Source organism: Prauserella marina (assembly GCF_002240355.1).
Classification (GTDB): domain Bacteria; phylum Actinomycetota; class Actinomycetes; order Mycobacteriales; family Pseudonocardiaceae; genus Prauserella_A; species Prauserella_A marina.
In genome coordinates this window covers 6,770,056-6,791,909 of record NZ_CP016353.1, presented here as the reverse complement: position 1 = coordinate 6,791,909, position 21,854 = coordinate 6,770,056, and the positions used below count along the sequence as shown (strand labels likewise).

Here is a 21,854-nt window from a genome sequence, read left to right as displayed (position 1 = left end):
GCCGTTCTGTGGACCGAACTGTTTCTGTGCGCGGCGGGACCCCGTAATCCAGCCGGTGTCTGCCGTCACTGACCTGCGGTCCTCCGTGAGCGTGGGTGTGGTTCTCCGGTACCGAGGACGTACGACTGCACCAAGTGGTTCCATCCGCAGGACCGGCAAACCTCGACAACGTAAACGGTGAACTCGCCGAAAAGGTTGGCCATCCGCTCCAGTTCTTCTGGAGCGCGGGCGGAGCCGGCGACGTGCTTGAGTTCGTCGCCGTAAACCCAGGAGACGTGGGTGAGTGCTTCTTTGCGGCAGACCGGGCAGGTCGTCTTGCTCGGCTTTCCGTGGAACCTGGCTGCCCTGAGCAGGTACGGGGTGGCGTCACAGACGTCCGCCGAGCTGACCCTGCCAGCGTAAACCTCGGCCAGCAGCGCACGGCGCTGTAGCGCGTAGTCGACGATCTGCCGCTGGTTTCGCACCACAACAGAGTACGTGCTTCGAGTGTGTTGGCGATGAGCCGATCTTTTTAGTGATCTACGCGGCTCTTTACGACACGCCGCGCAAAGAATAACGGTTTGGTTAACGCCATCCTTCTCCGGGGTGGCTTGGCCGTTATGTACACCACTTCGATGTATCGAGCCGATATAATCGGCCGGTAGGTTGGTTGAAGCCGTCCGGCAAACACAGCGGCAACGCCGGATGGTCCCGTTTCGTTCCCGGGAGGGGGTGCGCCGTGCTGGAGTTCGCAATTTTGGGGCTGCTGCACGAAGCACCGATGCACGGCTATGTGCTGCGCAAACGGCTCCACGAGACCCTCGGTATGTTCCGCGCGTTCTCCTACGGCTCGCTGTACCCGACGCTGCGTCGGATGGTGCGGGACAACTGGATCGTCGAGGAGTCGGCCGATGTCGGTGGGGGCTGGAACCGCAGGGCAAAACGTGTTTACAAGCTCACCGCGGAAGGCAAGGAACGGTTTGCCGAGCTACTTGCCGACGCCGGCCCACAGACGTGGGACGACGAAGGTTTTGGGGTGCACCTCACGTTCTTCTCGCGAACGCCTGCCGACGTCAGGATGCGAATCCTGGAAGGAAGGCGCCGCCGTGTCGAGGAACGCCGCGAAGGTCTCAGGGCAGCGTTGGCCAGAGCCGAGGAAAAGATCGACCGCTACACCCGTGAGCTGCATCAGCTCGGCCTGGAGACGAGTGAGCGGGAAGTGCGCTGGCTCAACGAGTTGATCGCGCACGAACAAGCCGAGCAACGCAGCAAAGAAGCCTGACCCGCGTCTCGGCAAGACCTACACACGGAAAACTAGTAAGGGAGATACCGGCATGGGCGAGAACCGCCGCGTAAAGGTGGCCATCGTTGGCGTCGGCAACTGTGCGGCATCGCTGGTCCAGGGCGTTCACTACTACCGCGACGCCGACCCGAACGCACGCGTGCCCGGCCTGATGCACGTGCAGTTCGGCGAGTACCACGTCCGCGATGTCGAGTTCGTCGCCGCGTTCGATGTGGATGCCAAGAAGGTTGGTCAAGACCTTTCCGAGGCCATCCTTGCCAGCGAGAACAACACCATCAAGGTCTGTGACGTTCCACCGCTGGGTATCCCGGTACTGCGCGGGCACACCCTCGACGGGCTCGGCCGGTTCTACCAGGAAACGATCGAGGAGTCCGACGAGCGGCCGGTCGACGTCGTCGCCGCGTTGCGGGCGGCCGAGGTGGACGTGCTCGTCTGCTACCTCCCTGTCGGTTCGACCGACGCCGCGAGGTTCTACGCGCAGGCCGCACTCGACGCCGGTGTCGCCTTCGTCAACGCGATTCCCGTTTTCATCGCCTCCGACCCCGAGTGGGCCGAGAAGTTCGAGCAGGCCGGGGTGCCGATCGTCGGCGACGACATCAAGTCGCAGGTCGGTGCCACGATCACGCACAGGGTGCTCGCGAAGCTCTTCGAGGACCGTGGAGTCCAGCTCGACCGCACGATGCAGCTCAACGTCGGCGGCAACATGGACTTCAAGAACATGAAGGAGCTGGAGCGGCTTGAGTCGAAAAAGATCTCGAAGACCCAGGCCGTGACCTCTCAGATCGACCGCGACCTCGGCAAGGGCAACGTGCACGTCGGTCCTTCGGACTACGTGCAGTGGCTCGACGACCGCAAGTGGGCCTACGTGCGGCTTGAGGGGCGCGCTTTCGGTGACGTGCCGCTGAACCTCGAGTACAAGCTGGAGGTGTGGGACTCCCCCAACTCGGCAGGCATCATCATCGACGCGGTGAGGGCAGCGAAGATCGCCAAGGACCGTGGTGTCGGTGGTCCGCTGCTTTCGGCTTCGTCTTACTTCATGAAGTCGCCGCCGGTCCAGTACGACGACTCGAGCGCTCGTGACTCCGTCGAGAAGTTCATCTCGGGAGAAGTGCAGCGCTGAGCAGGGCTTTCAGTAACGGCAACCCCCGTGATCGCACGAGATCACGGGGGTTGCCGCCGTTCGGGAGGGCTCAGCCTTCGAGCGCGGCGAGCGCGGAAGGCAGTTCGCCGACGCCGTCGAGCACGGCCGCGGCCTTGGCCAGCACACTCGGGTCGGGCGGGAAGTGCGGGTTGGGAACGCCGATCACGGTCATGCCCGCGGCGAGCGCCGCGCGAAGCCCGTTGGTCGAGTCTTCGACCGCCGCGCAGTTCTCGGGGCTGATTCCGAGCCTTGCCGCCGCGGCGAGGTAGACGTCAGGAGCCGGTTTTCCAGCCCGCACCTGTTCGCTGGAGATGGCGACGGGCACGAGCCCGCTCAGGTTCGTCGCATCGAGGAACGTGTTGATCAGCACGGGCGGCGAGGAGCTGGCGATGGCGACGGGATGGCGCTCGGCGACCGCTCTCACCGTTTCCTCGGCGTCCGGCAGCAGCGGTGGGCGGCCCGAATAGTTGTCGGTCATGCGTTCGACGACGGTTTCGGCTACCTGCTCGGGGGTCAGCTTGGTGCCGAGCCGGGTGACCAGGTAGTCCGCCCATTCTGGGGTGCTCATCCCCTGTAGCGCCCGCGTCGCCTCTTCTTCCCAGGTGCCGCCGTGTTCGGCCACGACGGATCTGCGCACGTCGTCCCATAGTTTCTCTGAGTCGACCAGCACCCCGTCAAGATCGAAAACCACTGCTTCCATTCGGGCAGCCTACGTGTGGCATTACTTCGCATAGCTAAGCAATAGAGCTCAGGCTGGCTAAGTGAATTCTGGAGCCGTCGAGTAGGAACCCGTCGCTGATGAGTACTGAGCAACATTCGAGTCTGCTGGATGCCGTGAAAGGGCAGCCGAAACAGGTGTGTGGATCACGGCCTTCGCGGCGGTGATCGCCTTCATGGGAATCGGCCTCGTCGATCCGATCCTGCTCTCGATCGCGGACGGGCTCGACGCTTCGCCATCGCAGGTGACGCTGCTGTTCTTCTCCTATCTGGCCGTTCAGGTCGTCGCGATGCTCGTGACCAGTGCCGCCAGCGCCCGATTCGGGGCCAAACGCACGGTGCTCGTCGGTCTCAGCCTCATCGTCGTCGCCACCCGCGCTGTGCACGATGGCCGATTCGATCGAGCAGTCAGGTCGTGTCTGACGAGCCCTTAGCCTGCTGCGCGTGGCCAGCGTGGCCCGGACTCGCGCACCGTTCCCGCCGAGGCGGTTTTCGTCGGCGAAGAGGTCTGACCGCACCGCCCACCAGCCGTTCGTTCTTCGTTCATCTCGAAGACCGGATCGGCTTGCCTTGGCCACCTACGGTCGCACTCGTTCCCCTGACTGAGTGACACTGGAGGGCCGTGTGTCCGTCGAGCCGAGACGTTTCCTGCCGCTGTTGACTTCCCACCGCACGGGCCGCTCAGCGGTCACCTGCGAATACCGTTGTGGCAACGCATGCGCGCACCCCGCGCCGAACCAGTCGGACAACGAGTACTTCGGTGACGTCGTCAAGAACGTCGTCTCCCGGCGTGGAGCGCTCAAGGCGAGCGCTGTGCTGACCGCGTCCGCAGCCGGTTTCGCCGCGCTGTCGGGCACCGCGACGGCCGCCCCACCACCACACGCGGGCAAGCCAGGACGTCCTGGCAAGCCGGGAAAGCCGGTTCCTGGTACGGATTTCGACGCCGTCGCTCCCAACACTGCCGACGCCGTCGTGATCCCCGATGGCTACGAGCAGAACGTGGTGATCCGCTGGGGTGACGCCGTTCTGCCAGGTGCGCCGAAGTTCGACTTCCACCGGCAAACCGCCTCGGCGCAGGCAAAGCAGTTCGGGTACAACAACGACTTCGTCGGACTGATCCCGCAGGATCCGCTGAACTGGCGCAATCTGCTTGTCGTCAACCACGAGTACACGACAGAGACCGACATGTTCCCCGCCGACCAGTACGACCCCGAGAACCCGACCGAGGAGCAGGTGCGGATCGCGATCGCCGCACACGGGCTTTCCGTCGTGCAGGCCGTGCGCGACCCGCGCGGCGGCCTGCGGGTTGTTCCGAGCAGGTACAACCGGCGAATCACCGGGGAAACCGAGTTCGAGGTGCGCGGTCCGGCGGCAGGTTCGGACTACCTCAAGACCTCGGCCGACCCGACCGGCCGCAAGGTGCTGGGAACGCAGAACAACTGCGCCGGCGGCGTGACCCCGTGGGGCACGGTGCTTTCCGGCGAGGAGAACTTCAACCAGTACTTTGCCAACGCCAGTTCGGTGACCGATCCCGTCGTGGCGAAGCGACTCAGCCGCTATGGCCTCAGCGGTGGGGCAACGACTCGCAAGTGGGAACGCTACGACGACCGCTGGGACGTCGCGAAGGAGCCCAACGAGGTCAACCGGTTCGGCTGGGTGGTCGAGATCGACCCGAACGACCCGCACTCGAAGCCGGTCAAGCACACCGCGCTCGGCAGGTTCAAGCACGAGGCGGCCAACATAAAGATCACCAAGGACGGCAGGGTCGCCGTGTATTCCGGTGACGACGAGCGCTTCGACTACATCTACAAGTTCGTGTCGAAGGGCAGGTACAAGAAGGGCAAGAGCGCGCACGCGCGCAGGCACAACATGGCGTTGCTCGACGAGGGCACCCTCTATGTCGCGCGCTTCGAAGGCAACAGCCCGGCCGAGGAGATCGACGGCACCGGAACGCTGCCTTCCGACGGTGAATTCGACGGAACCGGAAAGTGGATCCCGCTCGCAAGCGGTAACGAGTCCTATGTAGACGGATTTACCGCCGAGGAGGTCTACATCTTCACGCGGCTCGCCGCCGACACGGTCGGGGCGACCAAGATGGACCGGCCGGAGGACATCGAGCCCAACCCCGTCAACGGCAGGATCTATGCCGCGCTCACCAACAACAGCGACCGTGGCGCGGCAGGCAAGCCGGGAGCCGACGAGGTCAACCCGCGCAACGGCAACCGCAACGGGCACATCCTGGAATGGGAGGAGAAGCGAGGCGACGCGGCGGCGACGACGTTCGAGTGGCGGCTGCTGCTCGTATGCGGGGACCCCGCCACGGCCGACACCTACTTCGGCGGTTTCCCGAAGGACCAGGTGAGCCCGATTTCCTGCCCCGACAACGTCGCCTTCGACCGGCACGGCAACCTGTGGATCTCGACCGACGGCAACGCGCTCGGCGCCAACGACGGCCTCTTCTCGGTGCCTGTCGACGGCCCGAACCGAGGCCAGGTCAAGCAGTTCCTCACGGTGCCGGTCGGTGCGGAGACGTGCGGCCCCGTCGTCACCGACGACCTCGTGCTCGTCGCCGTCCAGCATCCGGGTGAGGGCGCGGGCGCGGCGGAGCCCGAATCGCACTGGCCGGACGGCGGAAAGGCCAACCCGCGCCCCGCGATCGTGTCGGTATGGCGCAAGGGCAGGTTCCACTCCGGGCGCATCGGCATCAGGTAAGCGGGTGCGGCGCGAGCGGTTGCGGCTACGGTGGAAGCCATGGCTGATCAACCGCTCGCGCTGGTCACCGGCGCATCCCGGGGTATTGGCGCCGCCGTCGCGCGCGCGCTCGCACCGACGCACCGGCTGCTGCTCGGCGGTCGCGACGAGACCGCGCTCGCCGGGGTCGCGGAAGGGCTGCCTTCGGCGAAGCCGTGGCGAGTGGATCTCACCGACCCGGCCGCCATCGCCGACGCGGCGGGCCGCATCGACGAACTGTCCGTACTCGTGCACTCGGCAGGCGTCGCCAAGCTGGGCACCGTCGCCGAATCGGGCGCGGACGCGTGGCGCGACAATTTCGAGGTCAACCTCGTCGCGGTCGCCGAACTGACCAGGCTGCTGCTGCCCGCGCTCAGGGCGGCACGCGGGCACGTCGTGCTGATCAACTCGGGTCAGGGGCTTTCGGCGAGGCCGGGTTGGGGGCCCTACGCGGCGAGCAAATTCGCGCTGCGCGCGTTCGCCGACGTGTTGCGTGCGGAGGAAGAACCCAACGGGCTGAGGGTGACCTCCGTGTTTCCCGGCCGCACCGACACCGACATGCAGCGTTCGGTCGTCGAAGGCGAGGGCGGTGAGTACACGCCGTCGAACTACCTGCTCCCCGATTCCGTCGCCGCCGCCGTCTCCGGTGCGGTGACGGCGAGCGACGACGCCCACCTGACCGAGTTGGTCATCCGGCCACGTCCGCGGTAGCCACTCAGCCGCGCAGCCGTGCCGACGTGGTCGCGATCCCTGCTTGCGCGGCAGCGCGATCGGCCCTTGTCGATTCGCCTTCGGAGACCACGTGATCGCCGGCGACCCACACGTCGGTGACCCTCCGCGAGCCTGCCGCCCACACCAGGTTGGCGAGTAGCTGGTCGTCGGGTACGTCGAGACCGGTGGCGAACGCGGGGTCGTCGAGGTCGATGTGCACGATGTCGGCCCACCGGCCCTGTTCGAGCGCACCGAGGTCGTCGCGGCCGAGCGCGTCGGCACCGCCCCTTGTCGCCATGGTCAGCGCGTCGGCCGCGGTGACCACAGTGGAGTCCTGCGTCGCCAGCCTCGCGAGCATGGCGCTGAGCTGGATTTCCTCCCAAAGGTCGAGGTCGTCGTTGCTGGCAGGGCCGTCCGTGCCGAGTCCGACCCTGACTTTCGCGGCTCGCAGCTCGGCAAGCCGCGCGATGCCGGAGGCGAGCTTCGCGTTGGAACCTGGGCAGTGCGCGACGCCCGCACCGCCTGCCGCGAGTAGCGCGATGTCCTCATCGGACAGATGGACGGCGTGCGCGGCGAGCAACCTGCCTTCGAGCAGCCCGGTTTTCTCAAGCAGCAGCGGGACGGAACCGTGTTCGGCGCGTTGTGCCGCGTCCTCGTCGGCCGCCTCGGCGACGTGGATCTGCACGAGTGCTCCCCTCGCCGAAGCCGACTTCGCGACAAGCGAGAGCGCTTCCTGCGGAAGCATGTACGCCGAGTGCGCGGCGTACGACAACTCGACGCGGTCGCCGTCACCGAAGCGAAGTCCGTCGGTGTCGATCCACCGCTCGGTGTTCGCGATCATCGCGCGCCAGTCGAAACCGGGAAGATCGATGATGGGCCCGCCGAGTACCGTCCTCGCCCCCGTCGTCAGCACGGCGTCGGCGATCTGCTCAGGACAGGTGTACATCTCCGCGCTCGTGGTGATACCGCGACGCAGCATCTCGATCGAGCCGAGAAGCATCCCCGCGCGCACGTCCTCCGGCCTCAGCTTCGCCTCGGCAGGCCAGATGATCTCGCGAAGCCAGCGCAGCAACGGAAGGTCGCCGCCCATGCCCCTGAACAGGACCATGGGACTGTGCGCGTGCGCGTTGATCAAGCCTGGCAGCAGGATTCCGGGAAGGTCGACGGTCGCGTCGCCGTCGGAGAGGGCCGGTGCGTCCGCTTGCCTGCCGCAGTAGCCGATGCGGCCCGCGTCGTCGATGTCCACGACGCCGTCCCTCACCACGGAGCACGCGGGATCGACGGGCAATACGACAGGAGAACGCAAACGCTTGGTCATAGCCGGATTCTAGGAGTCAATCCGGATCGACGACACCGTTTCGCCATGCCCACGCCGCGATCTCGACCCTGTTGCGAGCACCGATCTTTCCCTGCACCGAAGCGAGATGGGTCTTGACCGTCGACAGCGAGAGGTACAGCTCGGTGCCGATTTCCGTGTTGGTCAGTCCCCTCGCTGCCGCCTTGACGACGTCCAGTTCGCGCGCGGTCAACGGTTCAGCCGGTTGCTCGGCGGCTTTCCTCGACGGCGGTTGCTCGCCGAAGTGCCGCAGCAGTCGCACGGTGATTTGCGGGGACACCAGGGCGTCGCCGCGAGCGGCCGCCCGAATGGCTTCGAGTAGCAGCGCGGGTCCCGCGTCCTTCAGCAGGAAGCCCGATGCCCCTCCCTGTAGCGCGGTGTGCACGTACTCGTCGAGGTCGAACGTGGTGACGACGACGACCTTCAGCGGATCGGCGACGTCGGGGCCTGCCAGTTGTTTGGTCACCTGGAGGCCGTCCATGCCCGGCATCCGGATGTCCAGCAAACACACGTCGGGTCGTAGTTCGCGGGCCTTGCGGACGGCTTCGATGCCGTCGGCGACGTCGGCGACCACCTCGATGTCGTCCTGCGCGTCGAGAATCATCCGAAACCCGATGCGCACCATGTCCTGGTCGTCGGCGATCAGTACCCGGATCACGCTGTGCTCTCTCCTTCCGTGCCGCCCGTGAGTGGCAGCCACACTTCGACAAGCCAACCACCACCTGGCGCGGGTCCCGCGGACAGCCTGCCGCGAAGCAGTTCGACCCGTTCGCGCATCCCGATGAGACCGTAGCCACTCGATCCGCCCGGCGGCTTCCTGTGTTCACCGTTGCCGTTGTCCGCGACCACGATGTGCAGCTCCTCGCCGCGCACCTTGACGGAAACCCTGACCAGAGTCGCCCCCGTCGCGTGCTTGCCGACGTTGGTCAGCGACTCCTGGACGAGCCGCAGTGCCGAGCGGGCAACCTCCTGCGGAAGGTCGGCTGGAATGTCGAGTTCTATCCGCGTTGGTACGCGGTGGTTTTCCGCGTCGACGATCCTGCGAAGGTCGGCGGCGAGGTCGGTGGTCGCCTGCTCGCTGAATTCGTTCGTTCCAGCGGGGGCGTCGCCGCGCATGCTGCGCACGAGCCTGCGCATGGCGGCCAGCGCTTCGACACCGGCGTTCTCGATCTGGCCCAGCGCGTCGACCACGATGCGCGGGTCCTTCTCGCCGACCATCTTCGCGGCCTGCGCTTGCACGACGATGCCGGTGACGTGATGGGCGACGACGTCGTGCAGTTCCCTCGCCAGTGCCATGCGTTCAGCGGTCTGCGCGTCGCTCACCGCCGAGCGCACGGTCTTGTCCCGTTCCGAGTCGCGGGCCTTGAAGTAGAGACCCGTCGCGACGGCGATGCCGAGCAGCAGCAACGCGGCGAGCACCATGGCCCTGAGCGAGCTGTCGTTGCTGGTGGGTCCGTTCAGCAGCGCGGCGACCGCGACGGCGCCGCTCAGGCCGATGATGTATCCGCCTGCCACGTTGGCCGACGTGTACCTGACGAGGGTGACGACCATCGAGATCCCCGCGATCACCTGCGTGATCGGCAGGCCGCCGAGCAGCGGGTAGCCCAACCCGACGTGCCCGAGGTGCACCGCGGCCGCCGAGAGCAGGATCGTGAGGGAGAGGACGACGGCCCACAGGGCCGGGCGGCGGATGGCGAGAACGGCACTGCCTGCCGCGATCGCGGAGCAGATGACGATCGCGGCTCCCGCGACACCGATCGGCGCCGCCTCGAACATTTCGAGGAACAGTGCGAGCGTCAGCCCGCCGACCAGCGGCCACTGGTGACGCAGCAGTTCGACGGCCGCGCTGCGTTCGGGCCGCACCTCCGCCTGCCGGGACTGGATACCCAGCGCGATGGCGATCGTGAGCAGAATGGCCCCGCCGATGGCGGTCTGGATGGCCCTGTCGGCGTAGTTGTGTCCCGACCTGCCGAAAACGGCGATGAGCGTCGCCGACACCAGCGCGATGGTCGTGGTGACGGCGATGCCGCCCCTGGCGAGCCGGAAGCAGAAGTAGACCATTTCGAAGCCCGCGACGGTTTCCGCGAACGAGATGTGCGCGAGCAGTGCCGTATAGGGCAAGGCGTTGGAGACGTAGATCAGCATCGTCGAGCCGACCAGCACGACCGCTCCGGCCCAGGAAGCGGTGATCGGCTGGCTACGGGCCCACAGCGCGCATGCCGAGAACGCGAGGATCCCCGGCAGCAGCAACAGGTCGGACCCCTTCGGTCCCGCGTCGTCGAAGCTCGCGGAAAGGATGATCAGCAGGTCGCAGAGGACGGCGGCGACCAGCACGATGCCGGAAAGGCCGAGCCACTGTAGAGCTGCTGACACCTTGAGACGGACAGGACGTTGGACCACGACGTGACAGTAGATGACCCGGTCCGTGGCTCACCTTGGCCGTTAGGCCGTCCTCCCCTCGGCCGATCGGCTGAGGGGAGGACCGGCAGAGTTGGCCGTCTGTCCGAAGTGGTGGGTGTGCCGCCTGGGGGAATCTGCTTCGCATGCGATCACAGACAACCGGCTCGATGAGTCCACCCGCGACAGCCACGGTGCCAGCTCTCTCCGGGAGAGGGCTCGTCAAACGCTATGGAACGCAGTACGCACTCGCCGGTGTCGACATCGACATAGCCAGAGGTGAGGCGCTTGCGATCGTGGGCCCTTCCGGTTCGGGCAAGACGTCGCTGCTGCACGTCCTCGCCGGAATCCTGCCTTCGGACGGCGGTGAGGTCTCGCTCGCCGGCCAGCGCATCGACCACCTCGGCGAGACCAAACGTGCCGAACTGCGGCGCACCGAGTTCGGGTTCGTCTTTCAGACCGGAATGCTCGTCGCCGAACTGAGCGCCGAGGAAAACGCGGCGCTACCGCTGCTGCTGGGCGGTCAGTCGAGGGGGACGGCCCTCACTTCGGCGAGGGAATGGCTGGCCAGGCTTGGTCTCGCCGGCAAGGAAACCAACCGTCCGGGTGAGCTTTCCGGCGGGCAGGCACAGCGGGTCGCGATCGCGCGAGCGCTGGTTCACCGGCCGAGGGTCATCTTCGCCGACGAGCCCACCGGCGCGCTCGACACCCGTACCGGTAGGGACACCATGGATGCCCTGCTCACGGCGGCATCGGACAACGAGGCGGCGGTCGTCATCGTGACGCACGACGCCGAACTCGCCCACTCCGTTCCCCGAATGGTGACTTTGCGTGACGGCAGGGTGGTCTCGTGAACTCGGGCAGGCTCGCGCTGAGGGTGCTCAGGGTCGACCGGCGCAGCAGGGTCTCGGCGATCCTCACGGCGGTGGGGGTCGCCGTCGCGACCGGGCTCGTGCTGCTGCTCGTCGGACTGCCGTTCGCGACGCAGGCACGCGCCGACCGGTCGGTGTGGCAGGAGCCGTCCTACCAGTCGGGGGAGGACGGCTCCGCCACCCTTTCGTTGGCCAGAAGCGACGACGTCATCGATGGGCGGCAGATTCAGCGCATCGATGTCGCTCCGCTTGGCGATCCAGCCGCCATCACGTTGCCACCGGGAGTGGGCGCGTTGCCCGCACCAGGCGAGGCGTTGCTGTCGCCGGAACTGCGGAAGCTCGTGGACGATCGGCCTTCCTCGCAGCTTGGCGACCGCTTCGGCGAGCAGGCCGGTGTTCTCGGCGAAGAGGCGCTCGCCTATCCGGGGCAGCTCGTCGTTCTGGTCGGGCAGGACGCCGCCGACATGCCGGTGACGGCGTTCTCGCAGGACGGGTTCGCCACCGACGGCGCGAGGGCCGATCCGCTGTTGCAGCTGCTCGCCGGAGTCGGTGTCGTCGTCCTGCTCGTGCCGAGCCTCGTGCTCGTTTCGTCGGCGGCGAGGCTCACCGCGGCGAGGAGGGAGCGAAGGCTCGCCGCGCTGCGGCTGGCAGGGGCGACTCCCAAGCAGGTGGTCAGCATGGTCGCCGCCGAGACGGCCATCGCCTCCGTGACGGGTGCGATCATCGGGTTCGCGGTGAGCCCCGGGCTGCACGCGCTGGCCCGCTACGTGCCGTGGGACGGCGGAACCTGGCAGGCTTCCGACTTCACGGTGCCGCTCGGCGTCTCGATTCCGATCGTGCTGGCGATTCCGCTGCTTGTCCTGTTTGCCGCGGTACTCGGTCTGCGCAGGGTGGTCCGTACTCCGCTCGGCGCGACCTCGCAGCACACGAAGAAGCCGTTGCACTGGTGGCGGTTGCTGCCGTTGCCGCTGGCCGGTCTGTTCTTCATGTTCGCGATCTCGACGGCTGAGGAAGCGGAAAGCGTGGTGCCGGTGCTCGGTGCGCTCGCGCTCGTCATCGCGTCGGCCGCGTTGGTCGGCCCGTGGGTCACGTCGGCGATCGGCGGGATCTTCGTCAGGATCTGGCGCAAACCGTCGATGCTGCTGGCCGGCCGCAAGCTGAGGGACGATCCCCAGGGCGCCTATCGCGCCTCGGCGGGCGTCGTGCTGGCCGTCTTCACCGGATCGATGGCACTGACCCTGCTTCCTTCCTTCGAGTCGCTGGGTGGTTCGAGTTCGCCCTTCCAGGATTCGGTGCTCTACATCAGGACCGACTCCGGAAGCGCGCAGCGCATTGCCGAACGGGCCAACCACGAGCTCGCCGCTCAAGGCCAGCGGGAGCGGGCGAGCGAGATCGGCGAGGTGGTGCTGACCAACGGCCGGTCCGAAACCGGCCAGCAGGCATACGTGCTGGACTGCGCCGCGGCCGAAGAACTGCTGCGGCTGGACATGGCGGGGGCCTGCGCGGGCCAGCCCGGCATCTACAGCCCGTACACCTTCTCGGGCGACGACCTCGCGGTGAGCGCGATCTGGGACGGAAAGGCGACTCCGCTGACGGGGGACGTGCCGGTCAGGCCGGTGACGACGAAGGGAGAGGGCATCGACAGCGTGCCCGTCATCGACCCGGCCGTCCTGCCTGCCGGGGTCTTGCCGGAGGAGGTGACCGTCGCGGTCCCGACGACATCCGCCGACTACGAGGTCGTGCGGACCGCGCTGGCCAGTGCCGCGAACGGGGCGCAGATCGAGAGCAGGGCGACGCGTCTCGATTCGCAGGACTCCACGTTGGCCGATCTTCGCAGGGTCACGGTGATCGGTCTGCTCGCTGCCGCCGTGCTCGGCGGGTGCAGTGCCGCCATCGCGACCGCGGGTTCGGTGCTCGACCGGCGCAAGACCTTCGGCGCGCTGATCGCGGCGGGGACACCGGTCAACGTGCTCGCGAGGGCGCTGCGCACCGAAGCGGCCATGCCTGCCATGGTTGCGACGATCGGGGCCGGGGTCGTCGGGATGCTCGTCGGCATGGGGCTCTACAGCCTGCTTGAGCCCGGCTTCGTCGCGCTCAGTCCATGGCTGCTCGCGCCGGTCGTGCTCGGCATCGGGGTCGCCGTGCTCGCCGCCTCGGTGTGCAAGCCCGCGCTGAAGCGGGTCGGCGCGGAGCCGCTCGCCGAGGAGTGAAGGGGGAACGGCGCTGGGCGGCCCATGCGGGTCGTCCAGCGCCGTGCTGCTTCAGTGCCGGGGATGCGTGTCGAGTCGCCGGATGCACCGGCCAAGTGCCTCGCGTAGTGCGCTGATCTGTCCCGCGTCGAGGTCGGCCAGCATGTCGGCTTCGATGCGGTCGACCTCGTCGTCGAGTTTCGCGAGCACGGCCTCGCCGTCCTCGGTCAGGCTGACGTGCAGCACCCTGCGGTTGTCCGGCGATGGAGTTCTCGTGACCAGCCCGCGCCGGTCGAGGCTGGTGATCAGTTCCTGCATGGTCTGGGCACTCACGAAGGACCGCCGCGCGAGCTGGGCCGAGGACTGGCCGGGATCGTTGCGCAGCGAGGTGAGCGCGGTGTACTGCGTGGCGGTGAGACCGTGTGGTCGAACCGCTATGTCGATATGACCTTTTACCGCCAGCTCCAGTCGTTTGACGAGGTAGGCCGTGCGGATGACCGGCCCATCCTGCTCGTCCTCGTTCGACATGCCGGACATTTTATCAGGTTTCCTGTTAATTTCCGGGAGAGGTCACCTTCTCGAAGATCAGGTCGTGGCTGACCCTGCCCTCCTCTTCGGCGCGCTGCTCGAACTTCGTGACCGGCCGCCATTCAGGGCGAGGAGCCCAGCCGTCGAACCTGTTGCGCAAGGTGGGCTCCGCCGAGCACACCTCAAGCATCTGCTCCGCGTAGTTCTCCCAGTCGGTCGCCAGATGCAGGGTGCCGCCGGAAGCCAGCCGGTCGGCGACCAGCCTGACGAACTCGGGCTGGACGAGCCTTCGCTTGTGGTGGCGCTTCTTCGGCCACGGGTCGGGGAAGAAGATCCGCACCCCCGCGAGGGAGTCCCGTGCGATGTGCTCGGTCAGCAGGACCACCGCGTCCCCGTGCAGCAACCGGAGGTTGCCGATACCCAGCTTCTCGGCGCGCAGCATGAGCTGACCGAGACCTGCTTCGTAGACCTCGACGGCGACGTAGTTGGTTTCCGGAGCGGACGCGGCGAGCCTCGACGTCGTCTCCCCCATGCCGGAACCGATCTCCAGCAGGACGGGTGCGGACCTGCCGAACCAGGTCTCGAAGTCGATGGGGCCCGCTTCCAGTTCGGGCACCGCCCTGCCGATCGTCGGCCACAACCGTTCCCAGGCGCGTTCCTGTCCCGCGGTCATCCGCCCGCCACGCTTGACGTAGCTGACGACGCTACGGAGCCTTGCCTGTTGCTCGCTTTCCACGAGCGGCACGATAGCCGCGGCCGGGGAAGGTTCAGCGCACAGCCTCGAACTCGCCGAGCCTGGCCCGCAATCCGGCAAGTCCCTGCACCGCGATCGGTTCGGGGGTGCTGACGCTGTGGGCCGGTAGTACGTCGATCCAGCCGGAATGCCGTGCGGTGTTCAGCACCGTCGTCGGAGTGAGATGCCCAGCCCTTCCCCGCTCCGACGGCATGAACTCCCAGTATCCCGATTCGCCGTCCGCGGCCCACGGCACGAATTCCCAGCCCGGACGGCGGGAAAGCAACGTGTCGATGCGGTCCTCGACCCGGAAACCCGCTTCGCGGGACGGCAGTTTCTCCTCGGCGAGCGCGCGCAGCCACCACGGGCTCGGCACGAGCTCCCCCGCCGCGAACGCGGCCCGGTAGAGGGCGAGGACCTGGTCCTCGGGGGCACGATGCACCCATGCGATCCGCAGCTCGGATGGCTTCGAGGCCGATCGCGCTTCGCGAGGCAGTTCGATGGCTCTGGACCATTCCAGCTCGACCATCGCTTCAAGGCGGGGAATCCGCTTCACCGTCAAGGGTCACCTCCGGAGAGTCCTTGAATGGCTGATACCCAATATCCCCCGGTCACACCACCAATACCCGACCAAGTGGGCGCTCTCACAGGTAATGGCTATTTAGGGGTTTGCGTGGCGGTGCGGGTGGCGGTTGACGGCCCACTCCAAGCGGCTCCGCCGCTTCGAACCCGACAGGCTGATACTTGCGTTAATCGGCGGGCCGCTCCTCGGCGTGGAATTCGACCGCCTCGCCGGTGATCTGCATGAAGGCCTGTTCGAGGGAGCCGCGCTGCGGGCTCAGCTCGTGCAGCGTGATGCCCTCGCCGAAGGCGAGATCACCGAGTGCGGCGGCCTCGGACCCGAACACGGTCACCGAACCGTCCGCCTCGGTGAAGGTCAGTTCGCGCCGGTCGAGCACCGTTTTCAGCTCGCCGAGCTGCGGGGTGCGAATCCGCACCGACTGGGCCGTCGCGTTGCTGACGAAGTCGTCCGTCGTCCCCTGGTAGATCAGCTTGCCCCTGCCGATGACGACGAGATCCTGTGCGGTCTGCGCCATTTCGGAAAGCAGGTGGCTCGACACGAAGACGGTGCGTCCTTCTTCGGCGAGCGTGTGCATGAGCTCCCTGATCCAGTGGATGCCTTCTGGGTCGAGGCCGTTGACCGGTTCGTCGAACAGCAGGACCTCGGGGTCGCCGAGCAGCGCGCTCGCGATGCCGAGCCGCTGCAACATGCCGAGTGAAAACCCGCCGGCGCGCTTGCTCGCGACGGAGCTGAGGCCGACGAGGTTCAGTACCTCGTCCACGCGTTTCCTCGGCAGCTCGTTGGATCTCGCGATCCAGCGAAGGTGGTTGCGGGCCGAGCGGTTCGGATGAACCCAGCCCGCTTCGAGTAGTGCCCCCACAGTCCGAAGTGGATTCCGCAGCTCGCGATAGTGCTTGCCGTCGATGTGCACGCTGCCCGACGTCGGGTTGTCCAGGCCGAGGATCATCCGCATCGTGGTGGATTTCCCGGCTCCGTTGGGACCGAGGAAACCGGTGACCCTTCCCGAGCTCACCCTGAACGAAAGGTCGTCGACGGCCAGCGTGTTTCCGTACCTCTTCGAGAGCTGCGTTGCCTCGATCACAGCGTCGATGGTCCCACTGTCGTCGCCGCGGCGCATCCCCCGAGACGCGCATGAAAGAGGCCCGGACCGCCCCCCGATGGCAGTCCGGGCCTCTCTCCCCCTTGCTCCGGAGCGGGCGCGCCCCGAACGCGCCCTCGTTCCGGATGTTTCCCTGTGGTGGGTCTATTCGATTACGCGTCCCGCTTCTTGGCCGTCGTGATGGCGATCGCGAGCATCACCGCGGCGAAAGCGGCGAAGTAGGCGAGCGCCCAGCCGGCGCTGAGTGTCGATGTCGACAGCGGCACACCGGCCTCGCTCGACCGTCCGGCGTTGGAGGCGCCGTCACCGGTGATGAACTTGTGCGCCACGTTGAACGGCAGCCATTCGTAGATCTTCGGGCCCGCGTTCGGGATGAGCTGCACGAGCTGCTCGATGGCGAGGTTGTAGATCAGCAGCAGCGAGATGGCTCCCGCGCTGTGCCGCACGAGGACACCGACGGCGACGGCGATGACGGCGGCGAGTGCGTAGATGACGCCGACACCGGCGACGTTGATCCAGTCGGCCCCGCTGTTGAGCGCGAGGTCTGCCGTTGGCTGGAGCAGGGTCGCGAGGCCCCAGCACGCGAACGCTGTGATCTCACCGATCACGAGCGCGAGCGTCGCGATGACCCCGGTCTTCGCCAGCAGCGCCGACCCTCGGTTCGGTACGGCCTGGAAGGTGGTCCTGATGGTCCCGAACCGGTATTCGGTGGTGACCGCGAGCGCGGCGAGCACCATGATCACGGCGAGGCCGAAGCTGTAGCTGAATTGGGTTGTCGCGACCGTGACCGGGAACTGGTCGTTCGCGGTGCCGACGACGAGAGCGGTGAACCCGGAGGTCACCACGAGCGTGATGAGCGCGCACCACCACGGCGACCTTGTGGTCAGCAGCTTGATGCGTTCGACTGCGAGCAGAGTCATCGTTTATCCCTGATTCCTGATGAGTCGTTCAGCGAGAGGAGGACTCAAGCGCTTTCCGCGCCTCGGCCTCGATGTCGGCGTGGTACTGCACGGAGTCGCCCGTGATCTGCATGAACGCCTCTTCGAGGGAGCCGCGCTGCGGGCTCAGTTCGTGCAGGACGACGCTCTGCTGCATGGCGATCTCGCCGATCTTCGCACTGTCCAATCCGGACACGATCAGCCCGTCGTCCGCATCCGCGACGTCCGCGCTCGCCGAGGCGAGTGCCGTGCGCAGCTTGTCGAGCTGCGGGCTGCGCACCTTGACGGTGCTGTCCGTCGCCTTGGCGACGAAGTCGTCGGTGCTGCCCTGCGAGATCAGCTTTCCTCGGCCGATGACGACCAGCTCGGTCGCGGTGAGTGCCATCTCGGACAGGAGGTGACTCGACACGAAGACGGTGCGTCCTTCTTCGGCCAGCCGCTGCATGAAGCGGCGGATCCACAGGATGCCTTCTGGGTCGAGGCCGTTGACCGGTTCGTCGAACAGCAGGACCTCGGGGTCGCCGAGCAGCGCGCTCGCGATGCCGAGTCGCTGGGACATGCCGAGGGAAAAGCCGCCCGCTCGCTTGTTGGCGACGCTGGTGAGCCCGACGATGTCGAGTGACTCGTCAACCCTTCGCATGGGGATCTTGTTGGATTTCGCCATCCAGCTCAGGTGTGCGCGCGCAGAGCGGTTGGGGTGTACCCACTTCGCGTCGAGCAGTGCTCCGACGGTCCGAAGTGGATGATGAAGCTCCCGGTAGCGCTTGCCGCCGATGCTGACCTGACCCCCTGTCGGGTTGTCGAGTCCGAGCACCATGCGCATCGTGGTGGATTTTCCCGCTCCGTTGGGACCGAGAAAGCCGGTGACCTTGCCTGGAGTCACGGTGAATGACAGGTCGTCGACCGCCAGCGTCTTGCCGTACCGCTTGGTGAGGCCCTTTGCCTCGATCATCTTCTCCTCCTGGTGCGGCTGCCGCCGCGATGACGCTTGCCTGTGCGCGAGTCCGTGTACTCGTCGGCCTTCCGGATTGACCCCATCATTTCCGATGGGTGCCCCCTTGCGCGTCATCCTCAAGACCGAACTGCGATTCGCCTGTGGTCGTAGCTTGCTGGATCACGGTGGCGGAGGCGATCCGTGATGACCCTGAGTTGACCCTGAACTCGGTTGCACAGGGTTAATGAATGGTGGTTCAATAACTGGTGTGGCCAGGCCGAGGAGTATCACCGACGACCGTTTGATCGAGGCGGCCCAGCGGGTCGTGGCCAAAGTGGGACCCGGTTTCACGCTGGCCAAGGTTGCCGAGGAGGCCGGCGTCGCCGTCGGCAGTGTCGCCACGCGGTTCGGTTCGAAACATGGCCTGCTCGAAGCCATGAGCAGGGCGGGAACCGAACGAGCCGTCGAACTGGTGCGCGGGGTCAGCGCCGATGCGGAAAGCCCTTGTGCCGCCTTGCGTACCGCGCTGCTGGCCGTCTACTCGGGACTCGGTGACCCGGAGACCGCGGCCAACCACCTCGGCCAACTGGGAGCCGACATCGCCGATCCGCTGTTGCGCGAGCTGGTCGGTGAGCATTACGCGGCGCTGGAGCGAGAACTGACCGAACTCGTTCGCGACGCGGCGGGAACCGGATGGTGTGGTCCGTCACCGCGACACGCGGCGAGGGTGCTGCTCGCGACGGCCAATGGGTCCGCCATCGACTGGTCCATCCGGCCGGGTGGGGAGTTCGCCATCCGTCTCGCGGAGGATGTCGATTCGATACTGAGGAGCTGGTACCGATGAGCACGGCACTGGCAGGCAAGGTGGCCGTCGTCACGGGGGCGACCAGAGGTTGTGGCCGCGCCATCGCGGTCGAACTGGGTTCGGCGGGGGCCACCGTTTTCGTCACCGGCCGCACGACCCGCGAGCGCGCTTCCCCGATGGCGAGGCCGGAGACCATCGAGGACACCGCGGAGCTGGTGGACGAGGCGGGCGGCAGGGGAATCCCGGTCCGCTGCGATTTCACGTCCGAGGCCGACGTCGATGCGCTTCGCGCGAGCATCGAATCCGAAGTGGATGGTGGGATTGACCTTCTCGTCGACGACGTGTGGGGAGGTGATCCGTTCGTCGAGTTCGGCACCGAGTACTGGGAGTCCGATCTGGACAAGGCACTGACCGTCGTCCACAACGGCATCGACACCCATCTCATCGCTCTGCACAAGCTGCTCCCCCTCGTCGTGGGCAAGCCAGGCGGGCTCGTCATCGAGGTGACCGACAACGACAACGACGACTACTTCGGAGCCGGAATCCCCTACTACCTCGTCAAATGCGGGATCAGGGCGCTCGGGAGAGCGCTCGGCGCCGAACTGAAGAACAAGGGATGCACCGGCCTTGCCGTGACGCCGGGTTTCATCCGCTCCGAATCCATGCTCGACCTCTTCGGTGTCACCGAGGACAACTGGAGGGAAGCCGTCAACGATGAGCGGCCCGAATTCGCCGTCTCGGAGACCCCGCACTACCTGGCGAGAGGTGTCGTCGCGCTGGCGGCCGATCCCGGCGTCGAGCGCTTCGCGGGAAAGACACTCGCGTCGTGGAGCCTCATGCACACCTACGGGTTCACCGACACCGACGGTTCCCGGCCCGACTTCGGGAGGTACTTCCGCGAGGTGTTCCTCCCCGGCATCGACCCTCGCACCGTCGATCCGGCGATGTATCGCTGAAGCTCAGCTCGTCCCCGGCCTCGTGAGCCCGGTCTCGTAGGCGAGCACGACGGCCTGAACCCTGTCCCGCAGGTCGAGTTTCGCGAGGATTCTGCCGACGTGCGTCTTCACGGTGGCTTCGGAAAGGAAGAGCCTTTCCGCGATCTCGGTGTTGGAGAGTCCTTTCGCGACAAGGGTCAGCACCTCGCGCTCCCGCTCTGTCAGAACGTCGAGCAGCGAGGGGTCTCTCGGCGGAGCATGTCCGTCGCCGAGGAAGCGATCGAGCAGGCGTCGCGTCACCGAAGGGGAAACGACGGCATCCCCGCTCGCGACTGAACGCAGTGCCGAAACGAGGTGATCAGGCGGCGTGTCCTTCAACAAAAAGCCACTCGCCCCGCCCTGCAACGCGGAGTAGACGTACTCGTCGAGGTCGAACGTGGTCATCACGAGCACCCGCGAGGTGCCAGCCGCGACGATGCGTTTCGTGGCTTCGACGCCGTCCAGCACCGGCATTCTGACGTCCATCAACACGACATCCGGCCGCAGCGAATCGGCGAGCCGCACCGCCTCCGCTCCGTCACCCGCCTCGGCGACGACGTCGAGATCTTCCTGAGCGCCGAGGACCATGCGGAAGCCGACTCGCATGAGTTCCTGGTCGTCGACCACCAAGACGCGTATCACTGATCCAACCTAACCGGGAGCCTCGCGCTCACCTTCCAGCCACCGCCCGGCGTCGGCCCGATTCGCAGGGTGCCGCCGTAGACGCTGGCGCGCTCGCGCATGCCGATGACACCGTTGCCACCGGGGAATGTCCGGGAGCCGGGGACGACGGGGCGTGCCTTGCCGGCCCCGTCGTCGCTGATGTCGACGGCGATCCGCTCGCCTGCCACGTGCACGCTGACCTTCGCTCTCGCGCCGTTTCCGGCGTGCTTGAGCGTGTTGGTCAGCGATTCCTGCACGATGCGGTACACGCCCAGGGACACCCCAGCGGGCAGCTCGGCGAAGTCGGCGTCGACGTCGAGTTCGACGGGAAGCCCCGCGGTACGCATCCGTTCCGCGAGGTCGGTGAGGTCCCCCGCCGTCGGTTGCGGAACTCTCGGCCGCTCGTCCGGTCTGTCGTCTCGCAGCACATCCAGCAGCCTGCGCAGTTCGGCGAGCGCTCCCCTCCCCGTTTCGGAAATGGTGCGCACGGCCGTGCGGGCAAGTTCCGGGTTGGAGCCGATGGCGTAGGAAGCACCGTCGGCGTGCACGACGATGACGCTCACCGCGTGCGCGACCACGTCGTGCAGTTCCCTCGCGATCCGTGCCCTCTCCTCGGCGACCGCGATCTTCGTCGCGTGGTCCTGCTCTGTCTCCAGCAGGTGCAACCTGGCCTCGACCTCGGCCTGATAGGCCCTGCGGGCGCTGACGAACTCGCCGAACCCCCAGCACAGGATCAGCAGCAGCCCCGCGACGACCGAGTCGGTGACCCACTGCTCGCGCACCTGAATCTGGAGCTGCGTGATCGTCGCGGCGAGCATCAACACCAGATAGACGACACCGGCGCGACGGCTCACGTACACGACGACGCTGTAAACGAAGATGCAGCTCGCCACGGCGGCGGCCGTCCCGAGTTCGAGCGCGGCGTGCAGGGCGCCCATGATCAGCACGGCGTAGGCGGCGGGCAGCGGGTACTTGCGCCGCACGATCAACGGCGCCACGGTGGCAACATCGATCGGCAATGTGACGTACCACGGTGAAATGTCGCCGTTCGGCGCGTTGCTGACAATGAGGAAGAACGCGACGTCGACGAGCAGGACGAGCACCGCGATGAGGATGTCGCCTGCCATCGGGTGCGCCCGCATCCACAGACTGAACCGCCGCACGTGATCACCGTAGTTGCGGCGGTGTCAGCGCGCGTCGTTCTGTGGTCGCACCTTGGCTG

21 protein-coding genes and 1 pseudogene are annotated in these 21,854 nt (G+C 66.7%); 9 read left to right on the top strand and 13 right to left on the bottom strand.

Annotated elements, in window-relative coordinates; all coding sequences use genetic code 11:
- Positions 1-65 precede the first annotated feature (65 nt).
- Positions 66-464 (bottom strand): DUF5318 domain-containing protein, encoded by a 399-nt coding sequence (locus BAY61_RS31625; protein WP_091806622.1) that lies wholly within the window; start codon positions 462-464, stop codon positions 66-68.
- Between the two features lie 254 nt (positions 465-718).
- Between BAY61_RS31625 and BAY61_RS31620 the strand changes: the two genes are divergently transcribed.
- Positions 719-1,261 (top strand): PadR family transcriptional regulator, encoded by a 543-nt coding sequence (locus BAY61_RS31620; RefSeq protein ID WP_091806620.1) that lies wholly within the window; start codon positions 719-721, stop codon positions 1,259-1,261.
- Between the two features lie 52 nt (positions 1,262-1,313).
- A complete protein-coding gene (locus BAY61_RS31615) occupies positions 1,314-2,402 on the top strand; it encodes an inositol-3-phosphate synthase (RefSeq protein WP_091806217.1) in 1,089 nt (362 codons plus the stop codon).
- A gap of 70 nt (positions 2,403-2,472) precedes the next feature.
- Here BAY61_RS31615 and BAY61_RS31610 read toward each other — a convergent pair whose 3' ends face one another.
- On the bottom strand, positions 2,473-3,123 hold the full coding sequence (locus tag BAY61_RS31610) for an HAD family hydrolase (protein WP_091806214.1): 651 nt from the start codon (positions 3,121-3,123) through the stop codon (positions 2,473-2,475).
- Between the two features lie 98 nt (positions 3,124-3,221).
- Here BAY61_RS31610 and BAY61_RS31605 point away from each other — a divergent pair.
- The 3 genes and pseudogenes from BAY61_RS31605 to BAY61_RS31595 all read left to right on the top strand — a co-directional run.
- Positions 3,222-3,548 (top strand): annotated as a pseudogene (locus BAY61_RS31605) (MFS transporter); the annotation flags it as partial.
- A gap of 216 nt (positions 3,549-3,764) precedes the next feature.
- Entirely contained in the window at positions 3,765-5,852 is a 2,088-nt protein-coding gene (locus BAY61_RS31600; RefSeq protein ID WP_091806211.1) for a PhoX family protein, read from the top strand.
- A gap of 39 nt (positions 5,853-5,891) precedes the next feature.
- Positions 5,892-6,581, top strand: a complete 690-nt coding sequence (locus BAY61_RS31595; protein ID WP_091806208.1) for an SDR family oxidoreductase — start codon at positions 5,892-5,894, stop codon at positions 6,579-6,581.
- Between the two features lie 4 nt (positions 6,582-6,585).
- Here the strand turns inward: BAY61_RS31595 and BAY61_RS31590 are convergent, their stop codons facing one another.
- Genes BAY61_RS31590 through BAY61_RS31580 form a run of 3 tightly spaced genes read right to left on the bottom strand, consistent with a single transcriptional unit; the run spans position 6,586 to position 10,317 of the window.
- Positions 6,586-7,899: an amidohydrolase family protein gene (locus BAY61_RS31590; protein ID WP_091806205.1), complete on the bottom strand. Its 1,314-nt coding sequence runs from the start codon at positions 7,897-7,899 to the stop codon at positions 6,586-6,588.
- 16 nt (positions 7,900-7,915) lie between these two features.
- On the bottom strand, positions 7,916-8,575 hold the full coding sequence (locus BAY61_RS31585) for a response regulator (RefSeq protein WP_091806202.1): 660 nt from the start codon (positions 8,573-8,575) through the stop codon (positions 7,916-7,918).
- Positions 8,572-10,317 (bottom strand): sensor histidine kinase, encoded by a 1,746-nt coding sequence (locus tag BAY61_RS31580; RefSeq protein WP_245865608.1) that lies wholly within the window; start codon positions 10,315-10,317, stop codon positions 8,572-8,574. Before BAY61_RS31580 ends, BAY61_RS31585 begins: the two co-directional genes overlap by 4 nt.
- Positions 10,318-10,460: 143 nt before the next feature.
- Between BAY61_RS31580 and BAY61_RS31575 the strand changes: the two genes are divergently transcribed.
- Both BAY61_RS31575 and BAY61_RS31570 read left to right on the top strand, forming a co-directional pair.
- The gene (locus BAY61_RS31575; protein WP_170140111.1) at positions 10,461-11,168 is read left to right on the top strand and encodes an ABC transporter ATP-binding protein; all 708 of its coding nucleotides are present in this window, start codon (positions 10,461-10,463) and stop codon (positions 11,166-11,168) included.
- Positions 11,165-13,396 (top strand): ABC transporter permease, encoded by a 2,232-nt coding sequence (locus BAY61_RS31570; protein WP_091806196.1) that lies wholly within the window; start codon positions 11,165-11,167, stop codon positions 13,394-13,396. Before BAY61_RS31575 ends, BAY61_RS31570 begins: the two co-directional genes overlap by 4 nt.
- A gap of 51 nt (positions 13,397-13,447) precedes the next feature.
- Here the strand turns inward: BAY61_RS31570 and BAY61_RS31565 are convergent, their stop codons facing one another.
- From BAY61_RS31565 to BAY61_RS31540, 6 genes are all read right to left on the bottom strand, one after another.
- Complete coding sequence (locus tag BAY61_RS31565; protein ID WP_091806616.1) at positions 13,448-13,903, bottom strand: MarR family winged helix-turn-helix transcriptional regulator; 456 nt, start codon at positions 13,901-13,903, stop codon at positions 13,448-13,450.
- A 25-nt stretch (positions 13,904-13,928) separates the two neighbouring features.
- Complete coding sequence (gene trmB / locus BAY61_RS31560; RefSeq protein ID WP_091806194.1) at positions 13,929-14,639, bottom strand: tRNA (guanosine(46)-N7)-methyltransferase TrmB; 711 nt, start codon at positions 14,637-14,639, stop codon at positions 13,929-13,931.
- Between the two features lie 31 nt (positions 14,640-14,670).
- Entirely contained in the window at positions 14,671-15,165 is a 495-nt protein-coding gene (locus BAY61_RS31555; RefSeq protein ID WP_245866317.1) for a hypothetical protein, read from the bottom strand.
- Between the two features lie 220 nt (positions 15,166-15,385).
- Positions 15,386-16,300, bottom strand: a complete 915-nt coding sequence (locus tag BAY61_RS31550; protein ID WP_091806614.1) for an ABC transporter ATP-binding protein — start codon at positions 16,298-16,300, stop codon at positions 15,386-15,388.
- Between the two features lie 170 nt (positions 16,301-16,470).
- The gene (locus BAY61_RS31545) at positions 16,471-17,238 is read right to left on the bottom strand and encodes a hypothetical protein (protein ID WP_091806189.1); all 768 of its coding nucleotides are present in this window, start codon (positions 17,236-17,238) and stop codon (positions 16,471-16,473) included.
- 28 nt (positions 17,239-17,266) lie between these two features.
- Complete coding sequence (locus BAY61_RS31540) at positions 17,267-18,208, bottom strand: ABC transporter ATP-binding protein (protein ID WP_091806186.1); 942 nt, start codon at positions 18,206-18,208, stop codon at positions 17,267-17,269.
- Positions 18,209-18,458: 250 nt separating this feature from the next.
- On the opposite strand from BAY61_RS31540, the gene BAY61_RS31535 reads away from it, so the two are divergent.
- On the top strand, positions 18,459-19,034 hold the full coding sequence (locus BAY61_RS31535) for a TetR/AcrR family transcriptional regulator (RefSeq protein WP_091806183.1): 576 nt from the start codon (positions 18,459-18,461) through the stop codon (positions 19,032-19,034).
- Positions 19,031-19,951, top strand: coding sequence for an SDR family oxidoreductase (locus BAY61_RS31530; RefSeq protein WP_091806180.1), 921 nt, complete (start codon positions 19,031-19,033; stop codon positions 19,949-19,951). The genes BAY61_RS31535 and BAY61_RS31530 overlap by 4 nt, the downstream gene beginning before the upstream one ends.
- Positions 19,952-19,954: 3 nt before the next feature.
- Here BAY61_RS31530 and BAY61_RS31525 read toward each other — a convergent pair whose 3' ends face one another.
- Positions 19,955-20,611, bottom strand: a complete 657-nt coding sequence (locus BAY61_RS31525) for a response regulator (RefSeq protein ID WP_091806177.1) — start codon at positions 20,609-20,611, stop codon at positions 19,955-19,957.
- The gene (locus BAY61_RS31520; RefSeq protein WP_420848816.1) at positions 20,608-21,774 is read right to left on the bottom strand and encodes a sensor histidine kinase; all 1,167 of its coding nucleotides are present in this window, start codon (positions 21,772-21,774) and stop codon (positions 20,608-20,610) included. The genes BAY61_RS31525 and BAY61_RS31520 overlap by 4 nt, the downstream gene beginning before the upstream one ends.
- Positions 21,775-21,854: the final 80 nt, after the last annotated feature.

Coding starts and splice junctions, on each gene's coding strand:
- BAY61_RS31615 (WP_091806217.1), top strand. CDS start 1,314: ATGGGCGAGAACCGCCGCGTAAAGGTGGCCATCGTTGGCGTCGGCAAC.
- BAY61_RS31610 (WP_091806214.1), bottom strand. CDS start 3,123: ATGGAAGCAGTGGTTTTCGATCTTGACGGGGTGCTGGTCGACTCAGAG.
- BAY61_RS31595 (WP_091806208.1), top strand. CDS start 5,892: ATGGCTGATCAACCGCTCGCGCTGGTCACCGGCGCATCCCGGGGTATT.
- BAY61_RS31590 (WP_091806205.1), bottom strand. CDS start 7,899: ATGACCAAGCGTTTGCGTTCTCCTGTCGTATTGCCCGTCGATCCCGCG.
- BAY61_RS31575 (WP_170140111.1), top strand. CDS start 10,461: ATGCGATCACAGACAACCGGCTCGATGAGTCCACCCGCGACAGCCACG.
- BAY61_RS31565 (WP_091806616.1), bottom strand. CDS start 13,903: ATGTCGAACGAGGACGAGCAGGATGGGCCGGTCATCCGCACGGCCTAC.
- BAY61_RS31555 (WP_245866317.1), bottom strand. CDS start 15,165: ATGGTCGAGCTGGAATGGTCCAGAGCCATCGAACTGCCTCGCGAAGCG.
- BAY61_RS31545 (WP_091806189.1), bottom strand. CDS start 17,238: ATGACTCTGCTCGCAGTCGAACGCATCAAGCTGCTGACCACAAGGTCG.
- BAY61_RS31540 (WP_091806186.1), bottom strand. CDS start 18,208: ATGATCGAGGCAAAGGGCCTCACCAAGCGGTACGGCAAGACGCTGGCG.
- BAY61_RS31530 (WP_091806180.1), top strand. CDS start 19,031: ATGAGCACGGCACTGGCAGGCAAGGTGGCCGTCGTCACGGGGGCGACC.
- BAY61_RS31520 (WP_420848816.1), bottom strand. CDS start 21,774: ATGCGGGCGCACCCGATGGCAGGCGACATCCTCATCGCGGTGCTCGTC.